This is a genomic window from Nocardioides houyundeii (genome assembly GCF_002865585.1).
In the GTDB taxonomy this organism is placed as follows: domain Bacteria; phylum Actinomycetota; class Actinomycetes; order Propionibacteriales; family Nocardioidaceae; genus Nocardioides; species Nocardioides houyundeii.
Genome location: NZ_CP025581.1, coordinates 3059030 through 3082436, shown reverse-complemented (window position 1 = coordinate 3082436; position 23407 = coordinate 3059030). Strand labels below are relative to the sequence as shown.

Sequence of the window (23407 nt, the reverse complement as noted above, 5' to 3'; positions counted from 1 at the left end):
GAACGGCGTGCTCGCTGTGTCGGTGAGGCGGTCGGGCTACTTGAAGACGTCCTTGACCTTCTCGCCGGCCTGCTTCAGGTCGGCCTTGGCCTGGTCGCCCTTGCCCTCGGCCTTCAGGTCCTCGTCACCGGTGGCACCACCGGCGGCTTCCTTGCCCTTGCCGGTCAGCTTGTCGGTCGTGTTCTCAATCTTGTCGTCGAGACCCATCGAGGTTCCTTCCGCTGGAGAATGTGTGTGGAACGGCTCTCTCGTACCCACTGCGGGGGATATTCATGCCGTCATCAGGCCGCGGACTCCATGGCCAGCCGGAGCTTGGCCAAGGTGGCCGTGAGCAGGCGGGAGACCTGCATCTGGGTGACGCCGATCTCGGCGCCGATCTCGGCCTGGGTGCGCCCCTGACCGAACCTGAGCTCCAGGATCAGCCGCTCCCGGTCGGTCAGCGTGGCGAGCACCGGTCCGAGGGCGGCGCGGGCCTCGGCGGCCTCGAACCCGAACTCGTGGGTGCCCAGGGTCTGGCCGAGCTCCGCGGCCTCGCCGGGCGACAGCGGTGCGTCCAGCGAGGAGGGCACGAAGCACCCGCTGGCACCGAGCGCCTCCACCACGAGGTCCAGGTCGACCCCCAGGTGCGCTGCGATCTCGCGGGGCCTCGGGGACCGGCCCAGGTCCTGGACCAACTGCTCCTCGGCACCGTTGATGGAGGCCTGCATCTCCTGGATGGAGCGGGGCGGCCGGACCATCCAGCCGCGGTCGCGGAAGTGCCGACGCAGCTCGCCACGGATGGTGGGCACGGCGAAGCTCAGGAAGTCGCGGCCCTTGTCGGCCTCGAAGCGGCGCACGGCCTTGACCAGGCCCAGGCAGGCGACCTGCTCGAGGTCGTCCTGGTCGATGCCCCGGCCCCGGTAGCGGCGGGCCACGTCGCGGGCGACCTCGACGTTGAGCTCGACCACGAGCTCTTCGATCTCACGGCGTGCGGGCCCGTCGACGAGCGAGGCACGTTCGAGCAGCTGAGCGGTGGCAGCGCGACGGTCGGCCGGGTCCGGCCAGATGTTGTCGGTGCCGGCGCGGGTGGCAAGTGTTTGGAGCACGAAACCCATCTCCCTGGTGAAGGGCGACGTGGCAACTACTCTCGACCACTTCGGTCTAGACAATCAGAGCCGGCGCCAAAGAGCAAGCCCGGAGCCGGACTCCGATGCCCCTCACCCCCGGGGAGCTCCCCGGGGGTGCTCGGCCTGGTAGACCAGTGCTCGCGCCACCTCCGCGAGGCGGACGTTGGTGTCGTTGGAGAGCTTCACGAGCACCCGGAACGCCTCGTCGGGAGAGCAGTGCCGGCTGGCCATGACGATGCCCTTGGCCTGGTCGATGGTGGCCCGGGACAGCAGCGCCTCCTGGAGCTGGTCGACCTCGCGTCCCAGGGTGCTCAGACCCTGGACGACGGTCAGCAGCTCCTCGAAGCGTGGATCGCGCGACAGGTCGTCGAGGAAGCAGCCACCGCCCAGGGCTTCCTTCAGCTGGTCCACCGTGCGGACGGCGTGCGGGGTCGGGTCCTGGACGCGCACGACGTGGTTGAGGACCGCGGCCGGGACGCCGTCGATGAGCAGCGGCTCGTTCATCGGCGCCCACCAGCGGGGCAGGAAGGTCCCCGGATGCGCGGGGTCCGGGATGTCGTAGCGCTGCAGCAGCAGGTGGTGCGTCCGCCCCTCGCTCAGCGCCGCCAGCGAGGACCGCCGGATGGCCGCGGGGCCGTCGTTCTCGGGGTCGTCGGGGTTCTCGGGATAGACCTCGAAGAGGACGCGCGAGAGCAGTGAGCCCTCGGTCTGGGCGGTGAGCTCGAGGTAGGCGGCGTTGGCGGCGCGGATGACGAACTCCTCGTCCCACACCGCCATGGGGCGCGGGGAGTGCTGGAAGGCCTCGTCGCGCCGCAGCTCCTGCAGCTCCTTGGCGATCACGCTCAGACCCTCTCAACAGGTCCTGCACCACAGGCGCAGGTTTCTCGACCCCAGAAGTCTCCTGTCTACCAGTTGCCTCAGTGTTTGGACCACTCCCGGAGCGGGTACGCCCGCGCCGTGATGGATCCGATCTGGCTCGATGACCGAAGCCGGACGCCGGCCCAGCAGCTGTCGGGCGCCATCGACTGCGACGTCCTGGTGATCGGCGCCGGGATCGTCGGGATGAGCGCCGCCTGGGAGCTCGCCGCGGCCGGGCGGGACGTGGTGCTCCTCGAGGCCCTCACGGTCGGTGCCGGCAGCACCACCGGTGGCTCCACGGCCAAGGTCAGCGCACTGCAGGGCACGACGTACTCGACGATCGCCGCGCGTGCGGACCTGGAGTCGGCCCGCACCTACGCCCAGTCCCAGGTGATGGCGGTGGAGCACCTGGCCTCGCTGGTCAAGCGGGTCGGTATCGACTGCTCGATGCAGCGCCGCCCGAGCTGGCTCTTCGCCGAGGACGAGCGGGAGCTGGGCGCGCTGCGGGCCGAGGCCGAGGTGCTGGCCCAGTGCGAGCTCGACGTGACCACCGACGCGGACCCGGGGCTGCCGTTCGACGTGACCGGCACGGTGCGGCTCGGCAACCAGCTGCTCATCGACCCGGTGGCCTACCTCGACGGTCTGGCGCGCGACTTCGTGAACCTCGGCGGCCGGCTCTTCGAGCGGTCCCGGGTCGTCGAGCTCGACACCGGGGACCCGCACCGCGCCAGCACGCAGGAGGGCGGCTCGGTGCGCGCCGCGCACGTGGTGGTCGCCACCCACTTCCCGGCGTTCGCGGAGGGCGTGATGTTCGCCCGGCTCAAGACCCACCGCGAGCACGTGCTGACCGGCCCCATGCCCCCCGGCCCCCAGCTTCGGGACATGTACGTCGGCGTGGGGAGCGACACCCCGGCGTTGCGGCCCGTGCCGGGCGCCCAGGGCCCGGTGCTGATGGTCTCCGGCGCCCCGTTCAGCCCCGGGAGCACCAGCGCCGCGGTGCGCCTGAGCGACCTGGTGCACTGGGCCCAGGACCGGATGCCGGGCTACGACGTGCAGCGGCAGTGGTCCGCCCAGGATCACGACTCCCCTGACCGCCTTCCCTTCATCGGCGAGATGCGGCCCATCACCCGGCCGGGGTCGGGGGTCTGGGGCGCCACCGGCTTCGGTGGCTGGGGCATCGCCAACGGGGTGCTGTCCGGGGTGCTGCTGCGCGACATGATCCTGGACTCCGACGACGGCGGGGCCTTCCTGTCGGGGCAGGGACGCGGGTGGCGGGACCTCTTCACGCTGCGCCGGGGCCGCTGGCTGGCGGAGGGCACCCAGCTCGCCAAGCAGGGCCGCACCTTCGTCTCCAACGCGGTGGCGGGTCGCGTGGGCGCGGCGAGCACCGCTGCCCTGCCCGACTCACCCGAGCGGCTGGCGCCCGGCGAGTCGGGTCGGTTCCAGCAGGGCGCGGACGTGGTGGCGGCCTACCGCGACCGAGCGGGCGCGCTGCACCAGGTCTCGGCGACCTGCACGCACATGGGCTGCCTGGTGGACCTGGACGAGACCTCCGAGACCTGGCAGTGCCCCTGCCACGGGTCCCGCTTCGACCTCTCCGGCGCGGTGGTGGAGGGTCCGGCGACCAGCCCGCTGCGCCCGGTCAGGACTGACTGAGGGGCGGGCTCTCAGGGCTGCAGCTTCGGCGGCAGCACCTTGTGGGTGCCGTCGCACCACGGCTGCGTCTCGGACTTGCCGCAGCGGCAGACCGCGCTGACCGGACGCTCGGTGCGCACGATGTTGCCCTCGCCGTCGTCGACGAGGTGGTCCCCGCGCAGCAGCAGCGGGCCGCGGGGACAGATGATCACGTCTGGATGGGCCACCCCTTCGGGGCCCGCGGGCGCGCTCATGCCGCCTCCCAGCGGGCCAGGTAGTGCTCGGTGACCCGGTCCTCGGTGTCGAGGCAGGTGTAGGCCCCGAACAGGACGTCGTCCAGCAGCTCGGGGGACTCGCGCAGCAGGGCGGCGCAGATCACCCGTACCGCCAGCTGCTCATGGACCGCGTCGGCCTCCACGTGCTCGCGGTAGTAGTGCTGCATCTGGACCGGCAGCTCGAGTCGCTCCATGCCCTGCGCGATCTTGCGGCACGGCAGCGAGCTGGTGGCCTCGAAGGCGGCCAGGTGCCCCAGGCTCGCCCCGCGCAGCCGGCGGTGCAGCCCGAAGAGGCTCATCGCGTTGTTCTGCTCCAGCACCTCGGCGGGCGTCTCGGCCACGTAGGCGCCGTACGACGGGTCCAGGCCGCAGGCCTCCAGGCCGACGGCGTAGAGGTGGGAGTGCAGCTTGTTGGGGTCGCCGCCCCCGAACTCGTCGTACTGGAGCTCGACCAGGGCGGCCTTGGCCACGTGGCCCAGCCGCGGCACCAGCCAGGCCTGCGGCTCGGACTCCTTGAGGTGGTAGATCGAGCGCGACCGCAGCAGCTCGAGCACCTGCTCGCGGGTGGCGTGCCGCTGCACGTGGGCAGCCAGTGAGCGGCCCTCGTGCTCGTCGGTGATCCGGAAGATGTCCTCCGCGCTGTCCCCGGTGATCCCGGCCTTGGCGTAACGGGTGCGCAGCTCCTGCTCGAGGTCGTCCTCGAGGCGGCGCCGCAGCCCGAGCAGGGCGGGGTCCCACTCCAGTCGCTCGTCCACGCCCTGGAACCCGCGGTAGTGCAGCTCGTAGAGCATCCACAGGGCGAGCTGGGCGTCGTCGGCGTCGTCAGGGACGAGGAGGTCGCCCAGATCGCTGGTGTCTCCGGTGGGCAGCACGGTGACGAGGCGTTCGGTGAGCGAGCCGCGTGGGGGAGGGAGCAGCATGGCGCCACGGTACCCACGGCGGGTCGTCACCATGCAAGACGGTCAGATCCAGCGCTTGAACCACATGCGGTCGAGCCACTCCGAGTGCGTGATGAGCTGGTCGGTCCACACCGGCCAGAACCAGGCGAAGGCCAGCACCACCGAGACCACGAACGACCCGCCCAGCACCGCGCCCACGGTTCGGCGCCGGGACGGCAGCGGCGAGGGCCCCAGCATCTTGGCCAGCCCGAGCACCACGGCCAGCACCATGAAGGGCGCGATCGCGATCGCGTAGAACAGGAAGATGGTGCGGTCGTCGTACTGCAGCCACGGCAGCCATGTCGACGCCGTGCCCACCACGGCCACCCCGAAGCGCCAGTCCCGGCTGCCGACCCACAGCACCACGGCGGCGAGCAGGGCGACGCACCCGCCCCACCACAGGATGGGGTTGCCCAGCAGCACCACCTGTCGCAGGCAGGTGGACCCGGCCTCGGCCTCGCAGCCCTGGGTGCCCGGCTGGATGTCGAGCTGGGCGTCGACCCCGACGGCCCGGTTCATCAGCAGCCAGCCGGCCGGCTTGGAGGAGTAGACGTGGGTGGCGTCGTTGAGGAAGTGGGAGTGGAAGACGTAGACGTCGCGGTGGTAGCTGGCCAAGGAGCGCAGCGACTGGACCACCTCGCCGAGTCCCTCGGCGTCGGGCTCGGTGGCCGAGGGCCACTGGGTGCCCCCGCCGTACGTCGTGTACTGGGTGTTGGAGAGCGCCTGCTCGTAGTCGTCGGCGTGGATCAGCCACCCGGTCCAGGTGGTCACGTAGACGACGAAGGCCACCAGCACCAGGTGCACGAACGCCGGCACCCCGTCCAGCACGGCCGATCGCAGTACCGGCCAGCGCACCCCGCGCCCGCGGCGGGCCCCCGCGCTCCAGGCCCACACCAGCAGGCCGAAGGCGGCCAGCGGGAAGAGGGCGGTCCACTTGGTGCCGACGGCCAGGCCGAACCAGACCCCGGAGGCCAGCAGCCAGGGCCGGAACCAGACGCGCGGCCCCCAGCCGCCGGTGACGCGTGGCTCGCGGGCCAGCCGGGCGGTGAACCACTGGCGGTCCGCGACCACGCAGTGCACGCCGCCGAGCATGAAGAAGGCGAGGAAGATGTCGAGCAGCGCCAAGCGGGACAGCACCAGGTGCAGCCCGTCCAGGGAGAGCAGGAACCCGGCGAGCAGGCCCAGGAAGACCGAGCCCGTGACCCGGGTGGCGAACCGGCACATCAGCACGATCATCAGCGACCCGACCACCGCCGAGGCGATGCGCCAGCCCGTGGGGTCCATGCCCAGCGCCTTCTCGCCCAGGGCGATCAGCCACTTTCCGACCTCGGGGTGCACCACCATGTTGGGGGAGTCGGTCCACAGCCCGTCGGTCTTGCCGTCCAGGATGCTGGCGTCGGCGCCGTCGACGTAGCCGCGGCTGTAGCCGTGGTGCAGCAGGGACCAGGCGTCCTTGGCGTAGTAGGTCTCGTCGAAGGAGAAGGCGTGCGGGGTGCCGAGCCGCCACACCCGCAGGAAGAACGCCAGGCAGCCGAGCAGCACCGCGCCCACCCAGCCGATCACCTGGTCACCGGGCAGGCGGCGGCGGAGGGCGGGGGTCACGGTCGGCAACAATAGCCAGCACGGGGCAGGATGTGACCATGACAGAACAGCCCGTGGACGCCCCACCCGTGGACGCCCGGCCCGGGGCTGGAGCCGGGACCCTGGTGCTGGCCGCGACCCCGATCGGCCAGGTCGGCGACGCTCCGCCGCGACTCGCCGCGGAGCTGGCCGGGGCCGACGTGGTGGCGGCGGAGGACACCCGGCGGCTGAAGCGGCTGACCAGCGACCTGGGCATCACCCTCGGCGGCCGGGTGGTGTCCTACTTCGAGGGCAACGAGCAGGCCCGGACGCCGGCGCTGCTGGAGGCGCTGCTGTCCGGCAGCCGGGTGGTGCTGGTCACCGACGCGGGGATGCCCAGCGTCTCCGACCCGGGCTACCGCCTGGTCAGCGCCGCGGTCGCCGAGGGGGTGCGGGTGACCTCGGTGCCCGGGCCCAGCGCCGTCCTCACCGCGCTGGCCGTCTCGGGGCTCCCGGTGGACCGGTTCTGCTTCGAGGGCTTCCTGCCGCGCAAGGCCGGCGAGCGGGCCCGGAGGCTGGCAGACCTGGCCACCGAGCCGCGCACCATGGTGTTCTTCGAGGCCCCGCACCGCACCGGCGCGACGCTGGCCGCCATGGCGGACGCGCTGGGTGAGGAGCGGCCCGCCGCGGTCTGCCGCGAGCTGACCAAGACCCACGAGGAGGTGCGCCGCGACGGGCTGCGCGCCCTGGTTGCCTGGGCCGAGAACGGGGTACGTGGCGAAGTGACCATCGTGGTGGCCGGTCGGCCCCCGGGCCCGGACGTGGCCGGGGACCCCGACAGCCTGCGCGCGGCGGTCGCCGAGGAGGAGGCGGTGGGGATGAGCCGCAAGGAAGCGATCGCGGCCGTGGCCAGACGGGCCGGGCTGCCCAAGAGGGAGGTCTACGACGTGGTGCACGTGCGATGAACAGGCTGAGCTCCTACCGCCATGACGGGCTGGACTTCGACGTGGTCGAGGGTGGGCCGGCCGACGGCGAGCCGGTGATCCTGCTGCACGGGTTCCCCGAGCGGGCCTCGTCCTGGGACGCGGTCTCGGCCCTGCTCCACGAGCAGGGGCTGCACACCCTGGCCCCGGACCAGCGCGGCTACTCGCCCGGCGCCCGGCCGCGGGGACGCTGGTCCTACCGGTTGAGCCTGCTGGTGGGCGACGTGGTGGCGCTCGCGGAGCGCACCGGGGGGCCGGTGCACCTGGTGGGCCACGACTGGGGCGCGGTGGTGGCCTGGGCGCTCGCAGCCGAGCGCCCGGACCTGGTGCGGTCGCTCACCGCGGTCTCGGTGCCCCACCCCGGGGCCTTCCGGGCCGCCCTGCTGCACGGCCAGCTGGCCGCCTCCTGGTACGTCGGCCTCTTCGCGACGCCGCTGCTGGTGGAGGGGATGATCGCGGCCAAGCCCGACGCGTTCGACCTCCCGCTGCGCAAGGGCGGCATGCGGGCCGAGGACGTGGCTCGCTTCCACGCCGAGATCGTGGAGTCCGGCGCGCTGCCGGGCGCCCTGGGCTGGTACCGCGCGCTGCCGTTCGCCCCCCTCTCGCTGACCCGGACCCCGGTGACCGTGCCCACGACGTACGTGTGGAGCGACCGCGACGTGGCCCTGACCCGGGAGGCGGCGGAGCGCTGCGGTGACCACGTGAGCGGCGACTACGAGCTCGTGGTCCTCGCGGGCGTCACCCACTGGATCCCCCGGCAGGCGCCCGAGGCGCTGGCCGCGGCGGTCCTGGCGCGGGTCGCGTCCACCCGATGAGCGAGCGTCCACCCGCCCCGGAGCCACTGCCCCACCCGGTGGTGGACAACCACTGCCACCTCGACATCGCCGACGACGACCAGGCGGGCGTCGTCGAGGCGATCGCTGCGGCGAGCGCGGTGGGCGTGCCCAGGATCGTGCAGATCGGCTGCGACCTGCCCGGCGCGCGGTGGGCGGTGGCCGCGGCCGCCGAGCACCAGGCGCTGGTGGCCGGGGTGGCGCTGCACCCCAACGAGGCGCCCCGGCTGGAGGCCGCCGGCGAGCTGGAGGCGGCCCTGGCGGAGATCGAGCGGCTGGCCGGTGCCCACCCGAGGGTGCGGGCGGTGGGGGAGACGGGCCTGGACCACTTCCGCACCGGCGAGGAGGGCTGGGCCACCCAGGTGGAGAGCTTCCGCCGGCACATCGACCTGGCCAAGCGGCTGGACAAGACCCTGGTGATCCACGACCGCGACGCCCACCAGGACGTGCTGGACGTGCTGGACTCCGAGGGGACGCCCGAGCGCTGGGTGATGCACTGCTTCTCCGGCGACGCCGACTTCGCGCGCGCGTGCCTGGACCGCGGCGCCCACCTGAGCTTCGCCGGCACCGTGACGTTCAAGAACGCCGACGCGCTCCGGGAGGCGCTGGTGCTGGCTCCTCGGGACCGGGTGCTGGTGGAGACCGACGCGCCCTACCTGACCCCCACGCCGTACCGCGGGCGGCCGAACGCCTCCTACCTGATTCCGGTCACGATGCGCGCGATGGCGCAGGTGCGGGGCGAGGACCTGGAAGTGCTGTGCGCGGCCGTGGACGCCAACACCGAGGCGGCCTTCGGGGGGTCCTGGTAGCCGCTGCGGCGGGTGGAGAGGCTCATCACTTCCACGCTGGATCTGGGCCAAAGAGTTTGGTACGTCCCCAATTCTCGTTATGGTCTTGTGATTGTTGGCCGGAATCGGGTTGATTTCGCCAGTGCCCAAGGGTCGCTCCGGCACCGGCGTCCGAAGACCGGGAAGTACAACGTTCGGAGAATCGTGCGCATCGCACAGCTCACCAAGTCAGCGCTCCACAGCAAGCCCCTCCTCCTCTCCCTCGTGGCCCTCGTGGCCCTCGCCGTGGTCGGCACCACCCTCGGCTACGCCTCCCTCACCAAGTCGGTGACCCTGACCCTGGACGGCGAGACCCGTGAGGTCGACGTCCTGGGCGAGACCGTCGCCGACGTCCTGGAGGCCGAAGGCGTCGAGGTCGACGCCCGCGACGAGGTGGCCCCGGCCCTGGACTCCGCGGTCGACGACGGCAGCGCAATCACCGTCGCCTTCTCCCGTCCCCTCAAGCTCAGCGTGGACGGCGAGAGCTCGACCCACTGGGTGACCGCCAGCCACGTGGGCGGGGCCCTGGCCCAGATCGGCCGCCGGTTCCGCGGCGCCGACCTCTCGGTGACCCGCAGCGCCCCGATCCGCCGTTCCGGCCTGGAGCTCGAGGTGGTCACCCCCAAGAAGCTCACCCTCGCCGTCGGCGAGGGCAAGGCCCGCACCGTCGAGGTGCCGGCGATGACCGTCCAGGACGCGCTCGCCGAGCTCGACGTCAAGGTCGACGCCGACGACCGGGTCACCCCGCGCCGCGGTAAGCAGGTAGAGGCCGGCGACCGCATCGTGGTCACCCGGGTCAAGGTCGTCAACAAGCGCGTCCGCGCCCAGGCGATCGGCTTCGGCACCGTCGAGCGCAAGGACGGCTCGATGCTCCAGGGCAAGCAGACCGTGGTGCGGGCCGGCCGTTCCGGGCTGCGCGACGTCACCTACCGGCTCACCTACGAGAACGGCTCGCTGGTGGGCCGCAAGGTCCTCAAGCAGCGCGTCGTTCGCAAGCCCGAGGCCAAGGTGGTCAAGGTCGGCACCAAGACCGTCGCCGCTGCCGACTACTCCTCCGGCAACACCGTGTGGGACCAGCTCGCCCAGTGCGAGTCCGGTGGCAACTGGGCCATCAACACCGGCAACGGCTACTACGGCGGGCTCCAGTTCAACGTGGGCACGTGGCGTGCCTACGGCGGCACCGGCCTGCCGAGCCAGCACAGCCGGGAGACCCAGATCGCGGTGGCGACCAGGCTGCGGGACGCTGCCGGCGGCTACGGCGCGTGGCCGGCTTGCTCCTCGAGCCTCGGGCTGCCCCGCTGAGGACGAGCCCGTCTGGGGACATAGGCTGCCGGTCATGACGACCACTCCCGCCGCGCCGAGATTGCTCGGCGCGGCGGAGGTGCGAGCGCTGGCGGCCAGGCTCGACCTGCGACCGACCAAGCAGCGCGGCCAGAACTTCGTCATCGACCCCAACACGGTGCGCCGGATCGTGCGCGACGCGCGCATCACCCCCGACGACGTGGTGGTCGAGGTGGGGCCCGGCCTGGGCTCGCTGACCCTGGCGCTGCTTGAGGTGGCCAGCCGGGTGGTGGCGGTCGAGGTCGATCCGCTGCTGGCCGGGCTGCTGCCTCAGACGATCTCCGAGTACGCCGGGGACCACGCCGACCGGTTCGAGGTGGTGCTGGCCGACGCGCTCCGGATCACCGAGCTCCCCGGGCCGCCCCCCACCGCGCTGGTGGCCAACCTGCCCTACAACGTGTCGGTGCCGGTGCTGCTGCACATGCTGGCGCTGCTGCCGTCCCTGGAGCGCGGGATGGTGATGGTCCAGGCCGAGGTGGCCGACCGGCTCGCCGCCGGCCCCGGCTCCAAGGTGTACGGCGTGCCGTCGGTGAAGGCGGCCTGGTTCGCCGACCTGCGCCGGGCCGGCTCCGTGGGCCGCAACGTGTTCTGGCCGGCCCCGAACGTGGACTCCGGGCTGGTCGCGTGGACTCGCCGCGAGCTGCCGGTGACCCGCGCCACCCGCGAGCAGGTCTTCGCCGTCGTGGACGCCGCGTTCGCTCAGCGACGCAAGACCCTGCGCTCCACCCTCAAGTCGATGGCCGGCTCGGCGGAGGCCGCCGAGGCCGCGCTGGTGGCCGCCGGGGTGGATCCGCAGGCGCGCGGGGAGGCGATCGGGATCGGGGAGTTCGTCCGGATCGCCGAGGAGCTGCACGTGGGGACGGTCGCCCCGTGAGCGCGCCCCTGACGGTGCGAGCCGCCGCGAAGATCAACCTGCACCTCGGTGTGGGTGCGGTCCGCGATGACGGCTTCCACCCCCTCGACACCGTCTACCAGGCGGTGAGCCTCTACGACGACGTCCAGGTGGAGCCGGCGGAGGAGTGGAGCGTCAGCACCGAGCTCGCCTCCTACCTCGACGACACGGCGCTGCCGGCGGTGGGAGCCAACATCGTGGACGCGGTCGGCCGGCTGCTGCGCCGCTCCGGGGGCCCCGGCGCCAAGGTGCAGATCAGCAAGGCCATCCCGGTCGCCGGCGGCATGGCCGGCGGCTCCGCCGACGCCGCGGCGGCGATGGTCGCCCTGGACCGGCTCTGGGACCTGGAGACACCCGACGAGCAGCTGCTGGCGCTGGCCGCCGAGCTGGGCAGCGACGTGCCCTTCGCGCTGCTGGGCGGCAGCGCCCGCGGGCTGGGCCGCGGTGAGCTGGTGACCCCGCTGCCCGACCACGGCAGCTACGCCTGGGTGGTCGTGCCCGACGAGCTGGGCCTGTCCACGCCGGCGGTCTACCGCCACTACGACAAGCTGTTCCCCGACGCCCCCGCCGAGCCCCGCCCGGCGAACAGGGTGCTGGAGGCGCTCTTCGTCGGCGACAGCGGGCGACTGGCGGTCGCCATGCACAACGACCTGGAGGAGGTCGCGATCGACCTGCGCCCCGACCTGGGCGGCCTGCTGGCCCGCGGCGAGGCCGAGGGTGCCCTGCGCGGCCTGGTCTCCGGGTCCGGCCCCACCGTGGTCTTCCTGTGCGAGTCGCCGGAGTCCGCGCAGGCGGTCGCCGCGGCTCTCCAGCCCCAGCACCCTGTGACCCTTCTTGCCCATGGCCCGGTTGCCGGCGCCCACCTCGTGGAAGTCATGTGATGGCCAACCTTCTCAACCTCGAACACGTCTCGAAGTCCTACGGCATCAGGCCGCTGCTCGACGACGTCTCGCTCGGCATCAGCGCCGGCGAGCGGATCGGCATCGTGGGGCGCAACGGTGACGGCAAGACCACCCTGCTGGAGGTGATGACCGGTCTGGAGGAGCCCGACACCGGCCGGGTCTCGCGCACCAGCGGGCTCGACGTCGGCTACCTGCACCAGGGCGACGAGCTGGTGGACTCCCACTCCGTGCGCGAGGCCGTGCTGCGCGGCAAGGCCGACCACGAGTGGGCCGGAGACCCGACCGCCCGCGGCGTCGTCCGGGAGCTCCTGGTCGGGATCGACCTGGACCGCCCGGTGCTCGGACTCTCCGGTGGCGAGCGGCGCCGCTGCGCGCTGGCCGCGCTGCTGCTCGAGCAGCACGACCTGGTGGTGCTGGACGAGCCGACCAACCACCTCGACGTGGAGGCGGTGGCCTGGCTGGCGCGCCACCTGGTCACCCTGTCCTCGGCCCTGGTGGTGGTCACCCACGACCGCTGGTTCCTCGACGAGGTCTGCCAGACCACGTGGGAGGTGCACGACGGGGTGGTCGACTCCTACGAGGGCGGGTACGCCGCCTTCGTGCTGGCCAAGGCCGAGCGGCAGCGGCAGGCCTCGGCGACCGAGAGCCGCCGCCAGAACCTGGTGCGCAAGGAGCTGGCCTGGCTGCGTCGCGGAGCACCGGCCCGCACGTCCAAGCCGAAGTTCCGCATCGACGCGGCCAACACCCTCATCGAGGACGAGCCGGAGCCCCGGGACCGGCTCGAGCTGCAGCGCTTCGCGGCGCAGCGCCTCGGCAAGGACGTGCTCGACGTGGAGGACGTCGACCTGTACCGCGGCGAGCGTCAGCTGCTCTCCCACGCCACCTGGCGGCTCGGTCCCGGTGACCGGGTGGGGCTGGTCGGCGTCAACGGCGCGGGCAAGACCTCGGTCCTGGCGATGCTCGCCGGCGACCTGAGCCCGCGCACCGGGAAGGTCAAGCACGGGCGCACCATCGCGCTGCAGCACCTCAGCCAGCAGCTCGACGACCTCGATCCCGACGCCCGGGTGCTGCCGATGGTGGAGTCGGTGCGGCGGGTGACGAAGACCGCGGACGGCCAGGAGGTGACCGCGAGCGCGATGCTCGAGCGCTTCGGCTTCACCGGCGACCGGCTCACGACCCGCATCGGCGAGCTCTCCGGTGGCGAGCGCCGCCGGCTCCAGCTCCTGCTGCTGCTGCTCACCGAGCCCAACGTGCTGCTGCTGGACGAGCCGACCAACGACCTGGACATCGACACCCTCAACGTGCTCGAGGACTTCCTCGACGGCTGGCCCGGGACGCTGGTCGTGGTCTCGCACGACCGGTACTTCCTGGAGCGGGTCACCGACTCGGTGTGGGCGCTGCTGGGGACGGCCAGATCTCGATGCTGCCGCGCGGGGTGGACGAGTACCTCGAGCGTCGCGAGGCGATGCTGGCGGCCGAGTCGGCCTCGGCGGCCGCGGCCGCCAAGCCGGCCTCCGCGCCTGCGGTCGAGGGCGGCCGGGCCAAGTCGGGCAGCGCCGAGGAGCGTGCGGCGCGCAAGACGCTGGCCCGGGTGGACAAGCAGCTGGCCCGGGTCGCGGAGCAGGAGGCCGCCGCCAACGCCGAGATGGCGCAGGCGCACGGGGACTACGAGCGGATGGGTCGGCTGGGGGCGCGGCTCTCCGAGCTCGCCGCCGAGCGGGAGGACCTCGAGCTGGAGTGGCTGGAGGCGGCCGAGCTGCTCGGCCAGTAGCTGCTCAGCTGAAGGGCTTGAGCAGGCTGCGCAGCAGGCCGGCGAGCTGGTCGCGGCCGTCGTCGGTGAGGTCGCCCACCAGCTCGGCCTCCGCTGCCAGCAGCGCCTCGAACGCCCCGTCGACGGTGACCTTGCCGGCGGGGGAGAGGCGCACCAGCACCCCGCGTCGGTCCCTCGGGTCGGGCAGCCGCTCCACGAACCCCCGGGCGGCCAGTCGGTCCACCCGGTTGGTCATGGTGCCGCTGGTCACCAGGGTCTCGCGCAGCAGCCGTCCCGGGGACAGCTCGTAGGGGTCGCCGGCCCGGCGCAGGGCGGCCAGCACGTCGAACTCCCAGACCTCGATCTCGTGCGCGGTGAAGGCGTGCTTGCGGGCCAGGTCGAGGTGCCGGGCGAGCCGGCTGATCCGGCTGAAGACCTCGACCGGGGTCAGGTCGAGGTCGGGACGCTCGCGCGCCCATGCCTCCACCAGCTCGTCGACCTCGTCTCGCATGGACACACCCTAGCGGCACATCGAGAATCTTGACATCAAGACATTTGCGGCCCAAGGTGGGCAGATGACCTTCTCCTGGGACCCCGACCTCTACCTCGAGTACGCCGACGAGCGCGGCCGGCCCTTCGTGGACCTGCTCGCCCGGGTGGCGGCCCGGTCACCGGCCAGCGTGGTCGACCTGGGCTGCGGGCCCGGCAACCTGACCCGGCTGCTGACCCACCGGTGGCCGGACGCGGCGATCCGCGGCGTCGACTCCAGCGAGGAGATGATCCGGCGGGCACGCGAGGCGGTCCCGGAGTCGATCGACTGGGAGGTCGCGGACCTGCGCAGCTGGCTCGCCGCGGCCGGGGAACCCGTCGACGTGCTCGTCTCGAACGCGACGCTGCAGTGGGTCCCGGACCACCTGGCCCTGGTCCCCGCCCTGGTCGGGGCCGTGGCGCCCGGCGGCTGGCTGGCGTGGCAGGTCCCGGGCAACTTCTCCGAGCCCAGCCACACGCTGCGCAGCGACCTCGCCGCCCAGCCGCCGTACGTCGAGCACACCGCGGGGGTGGCGGTGCCCCACGCGCACGACGCCGCCACCTACCTGCGTGAGCTCTCCGCCCTGGGGTGCACCGTGGACGCCTGGGAGACGACGTACCTGCACGTGCTGACCGGTCCGGACCCGGTCTTCGAGTGGGTCTCGGCGACCGGTACCCGACCCACCCTGGAGGCGCTGCCGGACGACCTGCGCCCGGCGTTCGTCGCCGAGCTGAAGGCCCGGCTGCGCGAGGCCTACCCGGAGACCGGGCACGGCGTGGTCATGCCGTTCCGGCGCGTCTTCGTGGTCGCGCAGGTGCCGGCATGAGGCTGCACCACGTCCAGGTCGCCTGTCCGGCAGGCGGCGAGGCGGACGCCCGCAGGTTCTGGGGAGAGGGGCTGGGGTTGACCGAGGTCGAGAAGCCGGAGCCGCTGCGCTCCCGGGGCGGCGCCTGGTTCCGAGCCCTCGACGGCTCCGGAGGAGCCGCGGCGGAGGTGCACGTCGGCGTGGAGACGCCCTTCCAGCCCGCTCGCAAGGCCCACCCCGCCCTGCTGCTGGACTCCGTCGAGGCGCTGGAGGCGGCCGGGGATCGGCTGGCCCGGCTCGGGTTCGAGGTGGACCGCGCCGAGCGGGACACCTTCCCCGGTCACGTCCGGCTGCACACCTTCGACGGCCACGGGAACCGCGTCGAGCTGCTCGCGACCCGCTAGGCCGGGACCTCGTCCTCGGCCGCCCGGCCCAGGGTCGGCTTCGCGTCCATGCCGGACAGGCCGTTCCAGGCGAGGTTGACCAGGTGGGCTGCGACGACCGCCTTGGCGGGCTTGCGCTCGCCCAGCCACCACTGACCGACGGCACCGATCATGCCGACCAGCATCTGGGCATACATCGGGGCGTTGCGGGGGTCCAGCTTCTGCTCACGGAAACGCTCGCCGAGGAGGCCCTCGACGCGGGTGGCGATGTCCCCGATCAACGTCTGGTACGTCGCGTTGGAGGCGCCGATGGGGGAGTCCCGCACCAGGATCCGGAACCCGTCGGGGCTGGTCTCGATGTAGTCGAGCAGCGCGCAGACGGCGTCCTCGAGGAGCTGGTGCGAGCTGCCGCCGGCCGACAGCGCGGCCCGCATCATGGAGAGCAGCTGGGTGACCTCGCGGTCGACCACCACGGCGTACAGCCCCTCCTTGCCGCCGAAGTGCTCGTAGACCACCGGCTTGGAGACCCCCGCGTGGGCAGCGACCTCCTCGATCGCGGTCCCGTCGAACCCGCGCTCGGCGAAGAGCCCCCTGGCCACGACGATCAGCTGCTCCCGGCGCTCGGCACCGGTCATCCGGCCACGCGGTTTCTTCGAGGTCATGGCGGGAGCCTACGGGGCCCGGGTCCTAGGCTCGGGGCATGACTCTTGCGCAGCGAAGCCTCGGCAACCGGACCGTCAGCGCGATCGGCCTGGGAGCGATGCCCATGTCGACCGGCGGGGAGGAGGCGACGAGCCGAGCCAGGGCCACCATCCACGCGGCGCTGGACGCGGGGGTGACGCTGATCGACACCGCCGACTGCTATGCCCCCGACGGCACGGGGCTGGGCCACAACGAGCGGCTGGTCGCGGACGCGTTGGCCTCCTGGGACGGGGACGCCAGCGGCGTGCTGGTGGCCACGAAGGGCGGGCTCCGGCGCGAGGGCAGCGACTGGCCCGTCGACGGACGCCCGGAGTGGATCCGCGAGGCGGTCGAGGGCTCGCTGGAGCGCCTCGGCGTGGAACAGATCGCGCTCTACCAGCACCACCGCCCGGACCCGGCCGTGGACTACGCCGAGACGATCGGTGCCTTCCGGGACCTGGTGGACGCGGGCAAGGTGGCCCGGGTGGGCCTGTCCAACGCCGATCCCGGCCAGATCCGGCTCGCCAACGGCATCCTGGGCGACGCCCTGGTCTCGGTGCAGAACCAGTTCTCCCCGAGCTTCCGGTCCTCGCTGCCCGAGCTGGAGCTGTGCGCCGAGCTCGGCCTGGCGTTCCTGCCCTGGAGCCCGCTGGGCGGCATCAGCCATGCCGGGGAGCTCGGCCGGCAGCACGCCGCCTTCGCCGAGGTGGCGCGCAAGCACGACGCCACCCCGCAGCAGGTGGCACTGGCCTGGGAGCTCGCCCAGGCCGAGTGCGTGGTCCCGATCCCCGGAGCCAGCCGGCCCGAGTCGATCCGGGCCTCGGTGGAGGCCCTGCAGCTCACCCTCGACGTCTTCGACCTCGAGGCGCTGGCCGGCTGAGGATCAGATCGTCTTGGACTCGTCAGGCCCGGTCCCGACCATCGAGACCTGCAGCATCTCCTTCTCGCCCACCAGCCGCTTCTGGACCTTGATCGCGATCAGGGTGAGGAGCAGGTTGACCGCGATGTAGATCGCGGTGATCACGATGGCGACGGGCACCTGGTTCTTGAACTCCAGGTAGATCGGCTTGCCGACGGCCGTCAGGCCGGGCGCGGTGATGTAGTAGCCGAGGCTGGTGTCCTTGAGCGCCACCACCATCTGGCTGATGATCGTGGGCAGCATGATCTTGACCGCCTGGGGGAGCAGCACGGTCACCATCACCTGGGTCTTGCGCATCCCGATGGCGTACGCCGCCTCCGACTGGCCGGTCGGAACGGCGTTGACGCCCGCGCGGAAGACCTCGGCGAGGACGGAGCCGTTGTAGAGGGTCAGTGCGATGACCACGCACCAGAACGGGCTCAGGGGCTTGTCGCCGATGGAGAGCAGGAAGAACAGGAAGACCATCAGCAGCAGCACCGGCACGGCGCGGAAGAACTCCACCACCAGCCAGGACACCCAGCGGATGAACCGACGGTCCGAGAGCTTGCCGACGCCGAAGACCAAGCCGAAGACGACGGCGAAGATGATCGAGAAGAAGGCCATCTGCAGGGTCTTGACGAGGCCGTCGACCAGGATGTAGCGGATGTAGTCGGGGGTGAGGAAGGGCTCCCACAGGGAGTACTCGAGCTGGCCGCGGTCGTAGAGCCGCCACACGGCGAAGGCGAGCACGGCGACCACCGCGAGCGCGCTGAGCACCGAGTAGATCCGCTGCCGGGCACGTGCCCTGGGACCCGGGGCGTCGAAGAGGACTGAGGCGCTCATCGGGCCACCTTGAGCCTTCGCTCGATCGCGTAGGAGGAGAACGAGATGGCCTCGACGATGATGATGTAGCCGATCGCGAAGGCGATGAAGATCCCGTAGAGCTGGTCGCCGTTCTGGTTGACCAGCCCTCGCATGGTGGCGGTCGCCTCGGCGATGCCGAACGCGGCCGCGACCGAGGTGTTCTTGGCCAGGGCCACCTGGACGCTGGTCAGCGGCGGGACGACGGCGCGCAGGGCCTGGGGCAGCACCACCAGACGCATGGACTGGTTGAACGTCAGGCCGATCGCGCGGCTCGCCTCCGCCTGGCCCAGGTCCACGGCGTTGACGCCGGAGCGGATCGCCTCGCAGACGAAGGCCGAGGTGTAGAGGGTCAGGGCCAGGCAGGAGCGGAAGAAGAAGCCCGAGACCTGCCACCCGCCGATCGATACGTCCTCGATGAAGTTGAAGGTGTAGCCCAGCCTGGGCATCGCGATCGCCATGAAGATGAAGATCATCAGGAGCGGGGTGTTGCGGAACAGGGTGACGTAGCAGGCCGCCACCTTGTTGAGCACCGACACCGGGCCGACCCGGAAGACGGCCAGCACGGTGCCCCAGATGAGGGAGCCGATGCCGGAGACGACGAACAGCCCGAGCGTCAGGCCGAAGGCCTTGAGCACCTCGTCGAAGTTCGAGAAGACCGCATCCATGCGCGGTGGCTCCTTCCTGGGTGGTGCCGACGGGCGTCCGGGTGGTGGACGCCCGCCGGCACCGGTGTCAGTCGTGCGGGGTCAGACGTGGCTACGTCAGGGTCACGCGCACTCGTCCAGGGCCGGTGCGTCGGGGGTCTCGACCCCGGACTGGCCCAGCGTGGCCTCGAACGCCTCGTCCCAGGCGCCGTCATCCTCCGCCTTCTCGAGCGTGTCGGTGATCCACTGGCACATCTCGGGACGGTCCGGGCTGTAGCCCACGCCGTAGCGCTCCTCGGAGAACGGGTCGACGACGACCTTCAGCTCATCGGGGTTCTCGGCGGCGTAGCCGAGCAGGATGGCGCCGTCGGTGGTCATGGCGTCGACGGTGCCGTCGAGGACCTGGTCCACGCACTCGGAGTAGGTGTCGAAGCCGCGCGGCTTGGCGCCCTCGGCCTTGACGTTGTCCAGCGACGTGGAGCCGGTGACCGAGCAGACGTCGAGGCCCTTGATGTCCTCGATGGACTCGATGTCGCTGTCGGAGCGCACCAGGAGCTGCTGACCGGTGACGTAGTACGGGCCGGCCTGGCCGACGATCGCGCGCCGCTCGTCGGTGATGGAGTAGGAGGCGATGACCAGGTCGACCTCACCCTCCTGGAGGAACGGCTCGCGGTTGGCCGAGATCGTCTCCTTCCACTTGATCTTGTCGGCGGGGATGCCCAGGTCGGCGGCGAGGATCTTGCCGATCTCCGGGTCGAAGCCCTTGGGCGCGTCGTCGGTGGCGCCCTTGAAGCCGATGCCGGGCTGGTCGAACTTCACGCCGATGGTGATGGAGCCGTCCTCGGCCAGCTCCTTCATCGCGGTGCCGTCCTCGAACTTGTCGGCCGCGTTCTCCGCGACGTCGACGTCGGTCGTCTCGGTGTCGTCGCTACCGGCGTCGCCGCACGCCGCCAGACTGAGGGCCAGGCCCACCGTCACGACGAGTGCCTTGCTCCTGGTGAATCGCATCTGTACTCCCTTTGTTCGTTGAGCCGGTTCAGTGCTTGAGGATCTTGCCGAGGAAGTCCTTGGCGCGGTCCGAGGCAGGGTTGGTGAAGAACTCCTCGGGGGTGTTCTCCTCCACGATGGCGCCGTCGGCCATGAAGACCACCCGGTCGCCCGCCGTGCGCGCGAAGCCCATCTCGTGGGTGACCACGACCATCGTCATGCCCTGCTTGGCGAGGTCGACCATGACGTCGAGGACCTCCTTGATCATCTCCGGGTCGAGCGCGGAGGTGGGCTCGTCGAAGAGCATCACCTTCGGGTCCATGGCCAGGGCACGGGCGATCGCCACGCGCTGCTGCTGGCCGCCGGAGAGCTGGGCGGGGTACTTCTGCGCCTGATGCGCGACGCCGACGCGCTCGAGCAGCTCCATCGCCCGCTTCTCGGCCTCGGCCTTCGACTTCTTGCGCACCTTGATCGGGCCCAGCGTGACGTTCTCCAGGATCGTCTTGTGCGCGAAGAGGTTGAAGGACTGGAAGACCATGCCGACCTCGGCGCGCAGGTTGGCCAGGGCCTTCCCCTCGGCCGGCAGCGGCTCGCCGTCGAGCCAGATGTGGCCGGAGTCGATGGTCTCGAGCCGATTGATCGTGCGGCACAGCGTCGACTTCCCCGAGCCGGAAGGCCCGATGATGACGACCACCTCGCCACGCTTGATTGCCAGGTTCACGTCCTTGAGGGCGTGCAGCTGCCCGAAGTGCTTGTCGACGCCCTGCAGCACGACCAGCCCGTCGGGACGCGTCTCGGCCGCCTTCTCGTCCACCACTGCCATGGGGGGAACCTAGCCCCCCGTGACACAAATGGGCCATCTGCGAGGGGCCCTGAGGCCAATCTTTGCCGACTCGTGACCAGCAGCCCGCGCGCCGTAGGCTGGTGCGGCCATGACTCGCACGTATGAAGTACGCACCCACGGGTGCCAGATGAACGTCCACGACTCCGAGCGCCTCAGCGGGCTGCTGGAGGACGCGGGGTACGCCGCCGCACCCGAGGGCCAGCAGGCCGACGTCGTGGTGTTCAACACCTGCGCGGTCCGCGAGAACGCCGACAACAAGCTCTACGGCAACCTCAGCCAGCTGGTGCCGGTCAAGGCCCAGCACCCGGGGATGCAGATCGCGGTGGGCGGCTGCCTGGCCCAGAAGGACCGCGCCACCATCGTGGAGAAGGCGCCCTACGTGGACGTCGTCTTCGGCACCCACAACATCGGCTCGCTGCCGGTGCTGCTGGAGCGCGCCCGGGTCGCCGAGGAGGCCCAGGTGGAGATCCTGGAGTCGCTCTCGGTCTTCCCCTCGACGCTGCCCACCAAGCGCGAGTCGGCGTACGCCGCCTGGGTGTCGGTCTCGGTCGGCTGCAACAACACCTGCACCTTCTGCATCGTGCCCTCGCTGCGCGGCAAGGAGACCGACCGCCGGCCCGGCGACGTCCTCGCCGAGATCCGCGCCCTGGTCGCCGAGGGGGTCAGCGAGGTCACGCTGCTGGGCCAGAACGTCAACGCCTACGGCGTGGAGTTCGGGGACCGGCAGGCGTTCTCCAAGCTGCTGCGGGCCTGCGGTGAGATCGAGGGCCTGGAACGGGTCCGGTTCACCTCGCCCCACCCGGCGGAGTTCACCGACGACGTCATCGAGGCGATGGCCACGACCCCCAACGTGGTGCACCAGCTGCACATGCCGCTGCAGTCCGGCTCCGACCGGATCCTCAAGGCGATGCGCCGGTCCTACCGCCAGTCCAAGTTCCTCGGGATCATCTCCCGGGTGCGCGCGGCGATGCCGGACGCGGCGATCACCACCGACATCATCGTCGGCTTCCCCGGCGAGACCGAGGAGGACTTCCAGGCCACCCTCGACGTGGTCCGGGCCGCCCGCTTCTCCGGTGCCTACACCTTCATCTACTCCCCGCGTCCGGGCACTCCTGCGGCGACCATGGCCGAGCAGGTCGACCCGGCGGTCATCTCCGACCGCTACGACCGGCTGGTCGCGGTGGTCAACGAGATCGCCTGGGAGGAGTCGAAGCTGCTCCTGGGCAACGAGGTGGAGCTGATGGTCTCCGAGGGGGAGGGCCGCAAGGACACCGCGACCCGACGGCTCTCGGGTCGCGGCGCCGACAACCGCCTGGTGCACTTCGAGCCGGACTTCTCCCGGCTCCCCGGGGTGGACGGCGTACGGCCCGGCGACATGGCCACGGTGCGGATCAGTCACGCCGCGCCGCACCACCTGATCGCCGACGGTCCGGTGCTGGCCGTGCGGCGTACCCGTTCCGGCGACGCCTGGCAGGCCCGCACCGCGGCCCCGCCCGCGCCGAGCGGCGTCGGGCTGGGGATGCCGACGGTGGGGGTGCCGGCGGCGCTGCCGCCGGCACCGGTGTGCGGCTGAGCGCTCAGGCGTCGTCGGCGCGGGGCCGCCCCTGGCGCAGGCCCGGGTCGCCGGTCTCCGGCTCCTCGCCGGACGAGCGCGGGTCCGCGCTCGGGTAGTCGGACTTGCGGCCCATCTCGGCCGGGTTCTCCTCGTGCCCGCCCGCGGACTGCTCGGGGCCCGGGTCGGGCTCGGGCGGGTTGGGCGAGGCGTCGCGGACGCCGTCGGTGGAGACCTGTCCCGGGCCGGCGGTGCCCACCCGCTCACTGCTGATGCCCATCTCGCCGGCGAGCCCTTCCTCGCCCGAGGCGTTGGGGTTCGAGGCCCGCAGCGACTCGCTGACGTCGGGGTCGGGCACTCCGGTCTTGCGCTGCTCGGTCATCTCGTCCTCAGGCCGGGGGCTCGTCGGGGGTTTCGGTCTCGCCGGAGACGGCGCCGTCGCTGGGCGCCTGCTCCTTCTCCGCGTCGGGCTCGGAGATCTCGTCGGGCGCCTTGTCGCGCAGCCCCGCGTTGTGCTGGGGGTCCAGGTCGTGCGGCAGCGGGTCCGGGCCGGTGGGCTCGACCGCGTCGACGCCCCCCGGATAGAGGTCCGGGTCCTCGGTGGTGGGGGTCGGGATTGGGCCCAGGTCGGGGTCGGTCATCTCTGCTCCTGCTCGAATCCGATGGCGAGGTACTTCTCCCCAGTGCCCAAATTGGCCAGCGCCACACGTTCGTGGGGCACCACCGGCTCGGGGAGGTCGTCCAGGGCGCACCACCGCAGCTCCGCGCACTTGTCCTGCTCCATGATCCGGGGCTCGCCTGCCCAGTCACGGGCGGTGAAGAAGAAGTCCACCCGCTCGTCGATGGGCAGGTCGCGGGCGGTGCGGTGCATGGTGAACTCGAAGTGCAGGTCCGCGACCTCGATGCCGAGCTCCTCGGCGGCCTCCCGGCGCGCCGCTCCGTACGCCGTCTCGCCACGCTCCACGTGCCCGGCCGCCGCGGCGGCCCAGTGGTCGTCCATGTAGCCGGTGTTGCGGCGCAGCTGCAGGAGCACCTCGTCGCCGCGCTCGCCGCTCCGGCACAGGAAGACGTAGGAGGCGGGGACGACCACGAAGCGCTCGGGGATGGTCGCGCTCACCCCGTGGGAGCGCTGGGGTCGCTGGGCGGACCGGACTGGGTGAGACCCTGCTGGCCCTGGCTGCGGGACGCGGGGAGGTCGTCGTCGGTGCCGGGCACGGCCTCGTCGGGCTGCTCGGCCGCGTCGGCGACCTGGTCCTCGGCGTCGTCGGGGATTCCCATTGGTCTCTCCACTCCTCGGTGTGCGGTCGTCGTGCGGGATCG

27 protein-coding genes and 1 pseudogene are annotated in these 23407 nt (G+C 71.9%); 12 read left to right on the top strand and 16 right to left on the bottom strand.

The window, feature by feature from the left end:
• Positions 1-36: 36 nt before the first annotated feature.
• The 3 genes from C0R66_RS14750 to C0R66_RS14740 all read right to left on the bottom strand — a co-directional run bounded on the left by C0R66_RS14750 (position 37) and on the right by C0R66_RS14740 (position 1946).
• Positions 37-207: a CsbD family protein gene (locus tag C0R66_RS14750; RefSeq protein ID WP_101525349.1), complete on the bottom strand. Its 171-nt coding sequence runs from the start codon at positions 205-207 to the stop codon at positions 37-39.
• Positions 208-281: 74 nt separating this feature from the next.
• The gene (locus C0R66_RS14745; RefSeq protein ID WP_101525348.1) at positions 282-1094 is read right to left on the bottom strand and encodes a sigma-70 family RNA polymerase sigma factor; all 813 of its coding nucleotides are present in this window, start codon (positions 1092-1094) and stop codon (positions 282-284) included.
• Between the two features lie 102 nt (positions 1095-1196).
• Positions 1197-1946, bottom strand: a complete 750-nt coding sequence (locus tag C0R66_RS14740) for an ANTAR domain-containing protein (RefSeq protein ID WP_101525347.1) — start codon at positions 1944-1946, stop codon at positions 1197-1199.
• A 120-nt stretch (positions 1947-2066) separates the two neighbouring features.
• On the opposite strand from C0R66_RS14740, the gene C0R66_RS14735 reads away from it, so the two are divergent.
• The gene (locus C0R66_RS14735; RefSeq protein ID WP_101525346.1) at positions 2067-3620 is read left to right on the top strand and encodes an FAD-dependent oxidoreductase; all 1554 of its coding nucleotides are present in this window, start codon (positions 2067-2069) and stop codon (positions 3618-3620) included.
• An 11-nt stretch (positions 3621-3631) separates the two neighbouring features.
• Here C0R66_RS14735 and C0R66_RS14730 read toward each other — a convergent pair whose 3' ends face one another.
• The 3 genes from C0R66_RS14730 to C0R66_RS14720 are packed head-to-tail and all read right to left on the bottom strand — an operon-like array spanning position 3632 to position 6414.
• Entirely contained in the window at positions 3632-3853 is a 222-nt protein-coding gene (locus C0R66_RS14730; protein ID WP_101525345.1) for a CDGSH iron-sulfur domain-containing protein, read from the bottom strand.
• A complete protein-coding gene (locus C0R66_RS14725; RefSeq protein ID WP_101525344.1) occupies positions 3850-4794 on the bottom strand; it encodes an iron-containing redox enzyme family protein in 945 nt (314 codons plus the stop codon). Before C0R66_RS14725 ends, C0R66_RS14730 begins: the two co-directional genes overlap by 4 nt.
• Before the next feature lie 42 nt (positions 4795-4836).
• Positions 4837-6414: a dolichyl-phosphate-mannose--protein mannosyltransferase gene (locus tag C0R66_RS14720; protein ID WP_241901459.1), complete on the bottom strand. Its 1578-nt coding sequence runs from the start codon at positions 6412-6414 to the stop codon at positions 4837-4839.
• Between the two features lie 38 nt (positions 6415-6452).
• Here C0R66_RS14720 and rsmI point away from each other — a divergent pair, with 38 nt between their 5' ends.
• The 7 genes and pseudogenes from rsmI (at position 6453) to C0R66_RS14685 (ending at position 13921) form a co-directional block, all read left to right on the top strand.
• The gene (gene rsmI / locus C0R66_RS14715) at positions 6453-7337 is read left to right on the top strand and encodes a 16S rRNA (cytidine(1402)-2'-O)-methyltransferase (protein WP_101525342.1); all 885 of its coding nucleotides are present in this window, start codon (positions 6453-6455) and stop codon (positions 7335-7337) included.
• Entirely contained in the window at positions 7334-8170 is an 837-nt protein-coding gene (locus C0R66_RS14710; RefSeq protein WP_101525341.1) for an alpha/beta hydrolase, read from the top strand. The genes rsmI and C0R66_RS14710 overlap by 4 nt, the downstream gene beginning before the upstream one ends.
• Complete coding sequence (locus C0R66_RS14705; protein WP_101525340.1) at positions 8167-8997, top strand: TatD family hydrolase; 831 nt, start codon at positions 8167-8169, stop codon at positions 8995-8997. Before C0R66_RS14710 ends, C0R66_RS14705 begins: the two co-directional genes overlap by 4 nt.
• A 183-nt stretch (positions 8998-9180) precedes the next feature.
• Complete coding sequence (locus C0R66_RS20005; protein WP_101525339.1) at positions 9181-10317, top strand: resuscitation-promoting factor; 1137 nt, start codon at positions 9181-9183, stop codon at positions 10315-10317.
• Positions 10318-10351: 34 nt separating this feature from the next.
• Positions 10352-11230 (top strand): 16S rRNA (adenine(1518)-N(6)/adenine(1519)-N(6))-dimethyltransferase RsmA, encoded by an 879-nt coding sequence (gene rsmA / locus C0R66_RS14695; RefSeq protein ID WP_101525338.1) that lies wholly within the window; start codon positions 10352-10354, stop codon positions 11228-11230.
• Positions 11227-12129: a 4-(cytidine 5'-diphospho)-2-C-methyl-D-erythritol kinase gene (locus C0R66_RS14690; RefSeq protein WP_101525337.1), complete on the top strand. Its 903-nt coding sequence runs from the start codon at positions 11227-11229 to the stop codon at positions 12127-12129. The genes rsmA and C0R66_RS14690 overlap by 4 nt, the downstream gene beginning before the upstream one ends.
• A pseudogene (locus C0R66_RS14685) lies at positions 12129-13921 on the top strand (ABC-F family ATP-binding cassette domain-containing protein). The gene C0R66_RS14690 and the pseudogene C0R66_RS14685 overlap by 1 nt, the downstream one beginning before the upstream one ends.
• 4 nt (positions 13922-13925) lie before the next feature.
• Here the strand turns inward: C0R66_RS14685 and C0R66_RS14680 are convergent.
• On the bottom strand, positions 13926-14411 hold the full coding sequence (locus tag C0R66_RS14680; protein ID WP_101526274.1) for a MarR family winged helix-turn-helix transcriptional regulator: 486 nt from the start codon (positions 14409-14411) through the stop codon (positions 13926-13928).
• A gap of 64 nt (positions 14412-14475) precedes the next feature.
• Between C0R66_RS14680 and C0R66_RS14675 the strand changes: the two genes are divergently transcribed.
• Together C0R66_RS14675 and C0R66_RS14670 are read left to right on the top strand one after the other, a co-directional pair.
• Entirely contained in the window at positions 14476-15255 is a 780-nt protein-coding gene (locus tag C0R66_RS14675; RefSeq protein WP_101525336.1) for a methyltransferase domain-containing protein, read from the top strand.
• Positions 15252-15638: a VOC family protein gene (locus C0R66_RS14670; protein WP_101525335.1), complete on the top strand. Its 387-nt coding sequence runs from the start codon at positions 15252-15254 to the stop codon at positions 15636-15638. The genes C0R66_RS14675 and C0R66_RS14670 overlap by 4 nt, the downstream gene beginning before the upstream one ends.
• Here C0R66_RS14670 and C0R66_RS14665 read toward each other — a convergent pair.
• Entirely contained in the window at positions 15635-16279 is a 645-nt protein-coding gene (locus C0R66_RS14665) for a TetR/AcrR family transcriptional regulator (RefSeq protein ID WP_101525334.1), read from the bottom strand. The two genes, C0R66_RS14670 and C0R66_RS14665, sit on opposite strands and share 4 nt — an antisense overlap.
• Positions 16280-16317: 38 nt before the next feature.
• Between C0R66_RS14665 and C0R66_RS14660 the strand changes: the two genes are divergently transcribed.
• Entirely contained in the window at positions 16318-17178 is an 861-nt protein-coding gene (locus C0R66_RS14660) for an aldo/keto reductase (protein ID WP_101525333.1), read from the top strand.
• 3 nt (positions 17179-17181) lie between these two features.
• On the opposite strand, the gene C0R66_RS14655 is transcribed toward C0R66_RS14660, so the two are convergent.
• The 4 genes from C0R66_RS14655 to C0R66_RS14640 all read right to left on the bottom strand — a co-directional run bounded on the left by C0R66_RS14655 (position 17182) and on the right by C0R66_RS14640 (position 20514).
• Positions 17182-18039, bottom strand: coding sequence for an amino acid ABC transporter permease (locus C0R66_RS14655; protein WP_101525332.1), 858 nt, complete (start codon positions 18037-18039; stop codon positions 17182-17184).
• A complete protein-coding gene (locus tag C0R66_RS14650; protein ID WP_101525331.1) occupies positions 18036-18725 on the bottom strand; it encodes an amino acid ABC transporter permease in 690 nt (229 codons plus the stop codon). The genes C0R66_RS14655 and C0R66_RS14650 overlap by 4 nt, the downstream gene beginning before the upstream one ends.
• A gap of 102 nt (positions 18726-18827) precedes the next feature.
• Complete coding sequence (locus C0R66_RS14645) at positions 18828-19712, bottom strand: glutamate ABC transporter substrate-binding protein (RefSeq protein WP_101525330.1); 885 nt, start codon at positions 19710-19712, stop codon at positions 18828-18830.
• A 28-nt stretch (positions 19713-19740) separates the two neighbouring features.
• The gene (locus C0R66_RS14640; protein ID WP_101525329.1) at positions 19741-20514 is read right to left on the bottom strand and encodes an amino acid ABC transporter ATP-binding protein; all 774 of its coding nucleotides are present in this window, start codon (positions 20512-20514) and stop codon (positions 19741-19743) included.
• A gap of 109 nt (positions 20515-20623) precedes the next feature.
• Between C0R66_RS14640 and miaB the strand changes: the two genes are divergently transcribed.
• Complete coding sequence (gene miaB / locus C0R66_RS14635; protein WP_101525328.1) at positions 20624-22108, top strand: tRNA (N6-isopentenyl adenosine(37)-C2)-methylthiotransferase MiaB; 1485 nt, start codon at positions 20624-20626, stop codon at positions 22106-22108.
• Positions 22109-22112: 4 nt separating this feature from the next.
• On the opposite strand, the gene C0R66_RS14630 is transcribed toward miaB, so the two are convergent.
• Genes C0R66_RS14630 through C0R66_RS18750 form a run of 4 tightly spaced genes read right to left on the bottom strand, consistent with a single transcriptional unit; the run spans position 22113 to position 23365 of the window.
• Positions 22113-22469: a hypothetical protein gene (locus tag C0R66_RS14630; protein WP_101525327.1), complete on the bottom strand. Its 357-nt coding sequence runs from the start codon at positions 22467-22469 to the stop codon at positions 22113-22115.
• A gap of 7 nt (positions 22470-22476) precedes the next feature.
• Positions 22477-22728, bottom strand: coding sequence for a hypothetical protein (locus C0R66_RS14625; RefSeq protein WP_101525326.1), 252 nt, complete (start codon positions 22726-22728; stop codon positions 22477-22479).
• Entirely contained in the window at positions 22725-23204 is a 480-nt protein-coding gene (locus C0R66_RS14620; protein ID WP_240311558.1) for an NUDIX hydrolase, read from the bottom strand. Before C0R66_RS14620 ends, C0R66_RS14625 begins: the two co-directional genes overlap by 4 nt.
• Positions 23201-23365: a hypothetical protein gene (locus C0R66_RS18750; protein ID WP_158648059.1), complete on the bottom strand. Its 165-nt coding sequence runs from the start codon at positions 23363-23365 to the stop codon at positions 23201-23203. Before C0R66_RS18750 ends, C0R66_RS14620 begins: the two co-directional genes overlap by 4 nt.
• Between the last annotated feature and the right edge of the window lie 42 nt (positions 23366-23407).

Excerpts from the sequence above, each read along its gene's own strand:
- C0R66_RS14680 (WP_101526274.1), bottom strand. The coding sequence starts at position 14,411 with ATGCGAGACGAGGTCGACGAGCTGGTGGAGGCATGGGCGCGCGAGCGT.
- C0R66_RS14630 (WP_101525327.1), bottom strand. The coding sequence starts at position 22,469 with ATGACCGAGCAGCGCAAGACCGGAGTGCCCGACCCCGACGTCAGCGAG.
- C0R66_RS14675 (WP_101525336.1), top strand. The coding sequence starts at position 14,476 with ATGACCTTCTCCTGGGACCCCGACCTCTACCTCGAGTACGCCGACGAG.
- C0R66_RS14725 (WP_101525344.1), bottom strand. The coding sequence starts at position 4,794 with ATGCTGCTCCCTCCCCCACGCGGCTCGCTCACCGAACGCCTCGTCACC.
- C0R66_RS14750 (WP_101525349.1), bottom strand. The coding sequence starts at position 207 with ATGGGTCTCGACGACAAGATTGAGAACACGACCGACAAGCTGACCGGC.
- C0R66_RS14735 (WP_101525346.1), top strand. The coding sequence starts at position 2,067 with ATGGATCCGATCTGGCTCGATGACCGAAGCCGGACGCCGGCCCAGCAG.
- rsmI (WP_101525342.1), top strand. The coding sequence starts at position 6,453 with ATGACAGAACAGCCCGTGGACGCCCCACCCGTGGACGCCCGGCCCGGG.
- C0R66_RS14670 (WP_101525335.1), top strand. The coding sequence starts at position 15,252 with ATGAGGCTGCACCACGTCCAGGTCGCCTGTCCGGCAGGCGGCGAGGCG.
- C0R66_RS14660 (WP_101525333.1), top strand. The coding sequence starts at position 16,318 with ATGACTCTTGCGCAGCGAAGCCTCGGCAACCGGACCGTCAGCGCGATC.
- miaB (WP_101525328.1), top strand. The coding sequence starts at position 20,624 with ATGACTCGCACGTATGAAGTACGCACCCACGGGTGCCAGATGAACGTC.
- C0R66_RS14650 (WP_101525331.1), bottom strand. The coding sequence starts at position 18,725 with ATGGATGCGGTCTTCTCGAACTTCGACGAGGTGCTCAAGGCCTTCGGC.
- C0R66_RS18750 (WP_158648059.1), bottom strand. The coding sequence starts at position 23,365 with ATGGGAATCCCCGACGACGCCGAGGACCAGGTCGCCGACGCGGCCGAG.
- C0R66_RS14625 (WP_101525326.1), bottom strand. The coding sequence starts at position 22,728 with ATGACCGACCCCGACCTGGGCCCAATCCCGACCCCCACCACCGAGGAC.
- C0R66_RS14730 (WP_101525345.1), bottom strand. The coding sequence starts at position 3,853 with ATGAGCGCGCCCGCGGGCCCCGAAGGGGTGGCCCATCCAGACGTGATC.
- C0R66_RS14645 (WP_101525330.1), bottom strand. The coding sequence starts at position 19,712 with ATGCGATTCACCAGGAGCAAGGCACTCGTCGTGACGGTGGGCCTGGCC.
- C0R66_RS14705 (WP_101525340.1), top strand. The coding sequence starts at position 8,167 with ATGAGCGAGCGTCCACCCGCCCCGGAGCCACTGCCCCACCCGGTGGTG.
- C0R66_RS14655 (WP_101525332.1), bottom strand. The coding sequence starts at position 18,039 with ATGAGCGCCTCAGTCCTCTTCGACGCCCCGGGTCCCAGGGCACGTGCC.
- C0R66_RS14710 (WP_101525341.1), top strand. The coding sequence starts at position 7,334 with ATGAACAGGCTGAGCTCCTACCGCCATGACGGGCTGGACTTCGACGTG.
- C0R66_RS14665 (WP_101525334.1), bottom strand. The coding sequence starts at position 16,279 with ATGACCTCGAAGAAACCGCGTGGCCGGATGACCGGTGCCGAGCGCCGG.
- C0R66_RS14640 (WP_101525329.1), bottom strand. The coding sequence starts at position 20,514 with ATGGCAGTGGTGGACGAGAAGGCGGCCGAGACGCGTCCCGACGGGCTG.
- rsmA (WP_101525338.1), top strand. The coding sequence starts at position 10,352 with ATGACGACCACTCCCGCCGCGCCGAGATTGCTCGGCGCGGCGGAGGTG.
- C0R66_RS14745 (WP_101525348.1), bottom strand. The coding sequence starts at position 1,094 with ATGGGTTTCGTGCTCCAAACACTTGCCACCCGCGCCGGCACCGACAAC.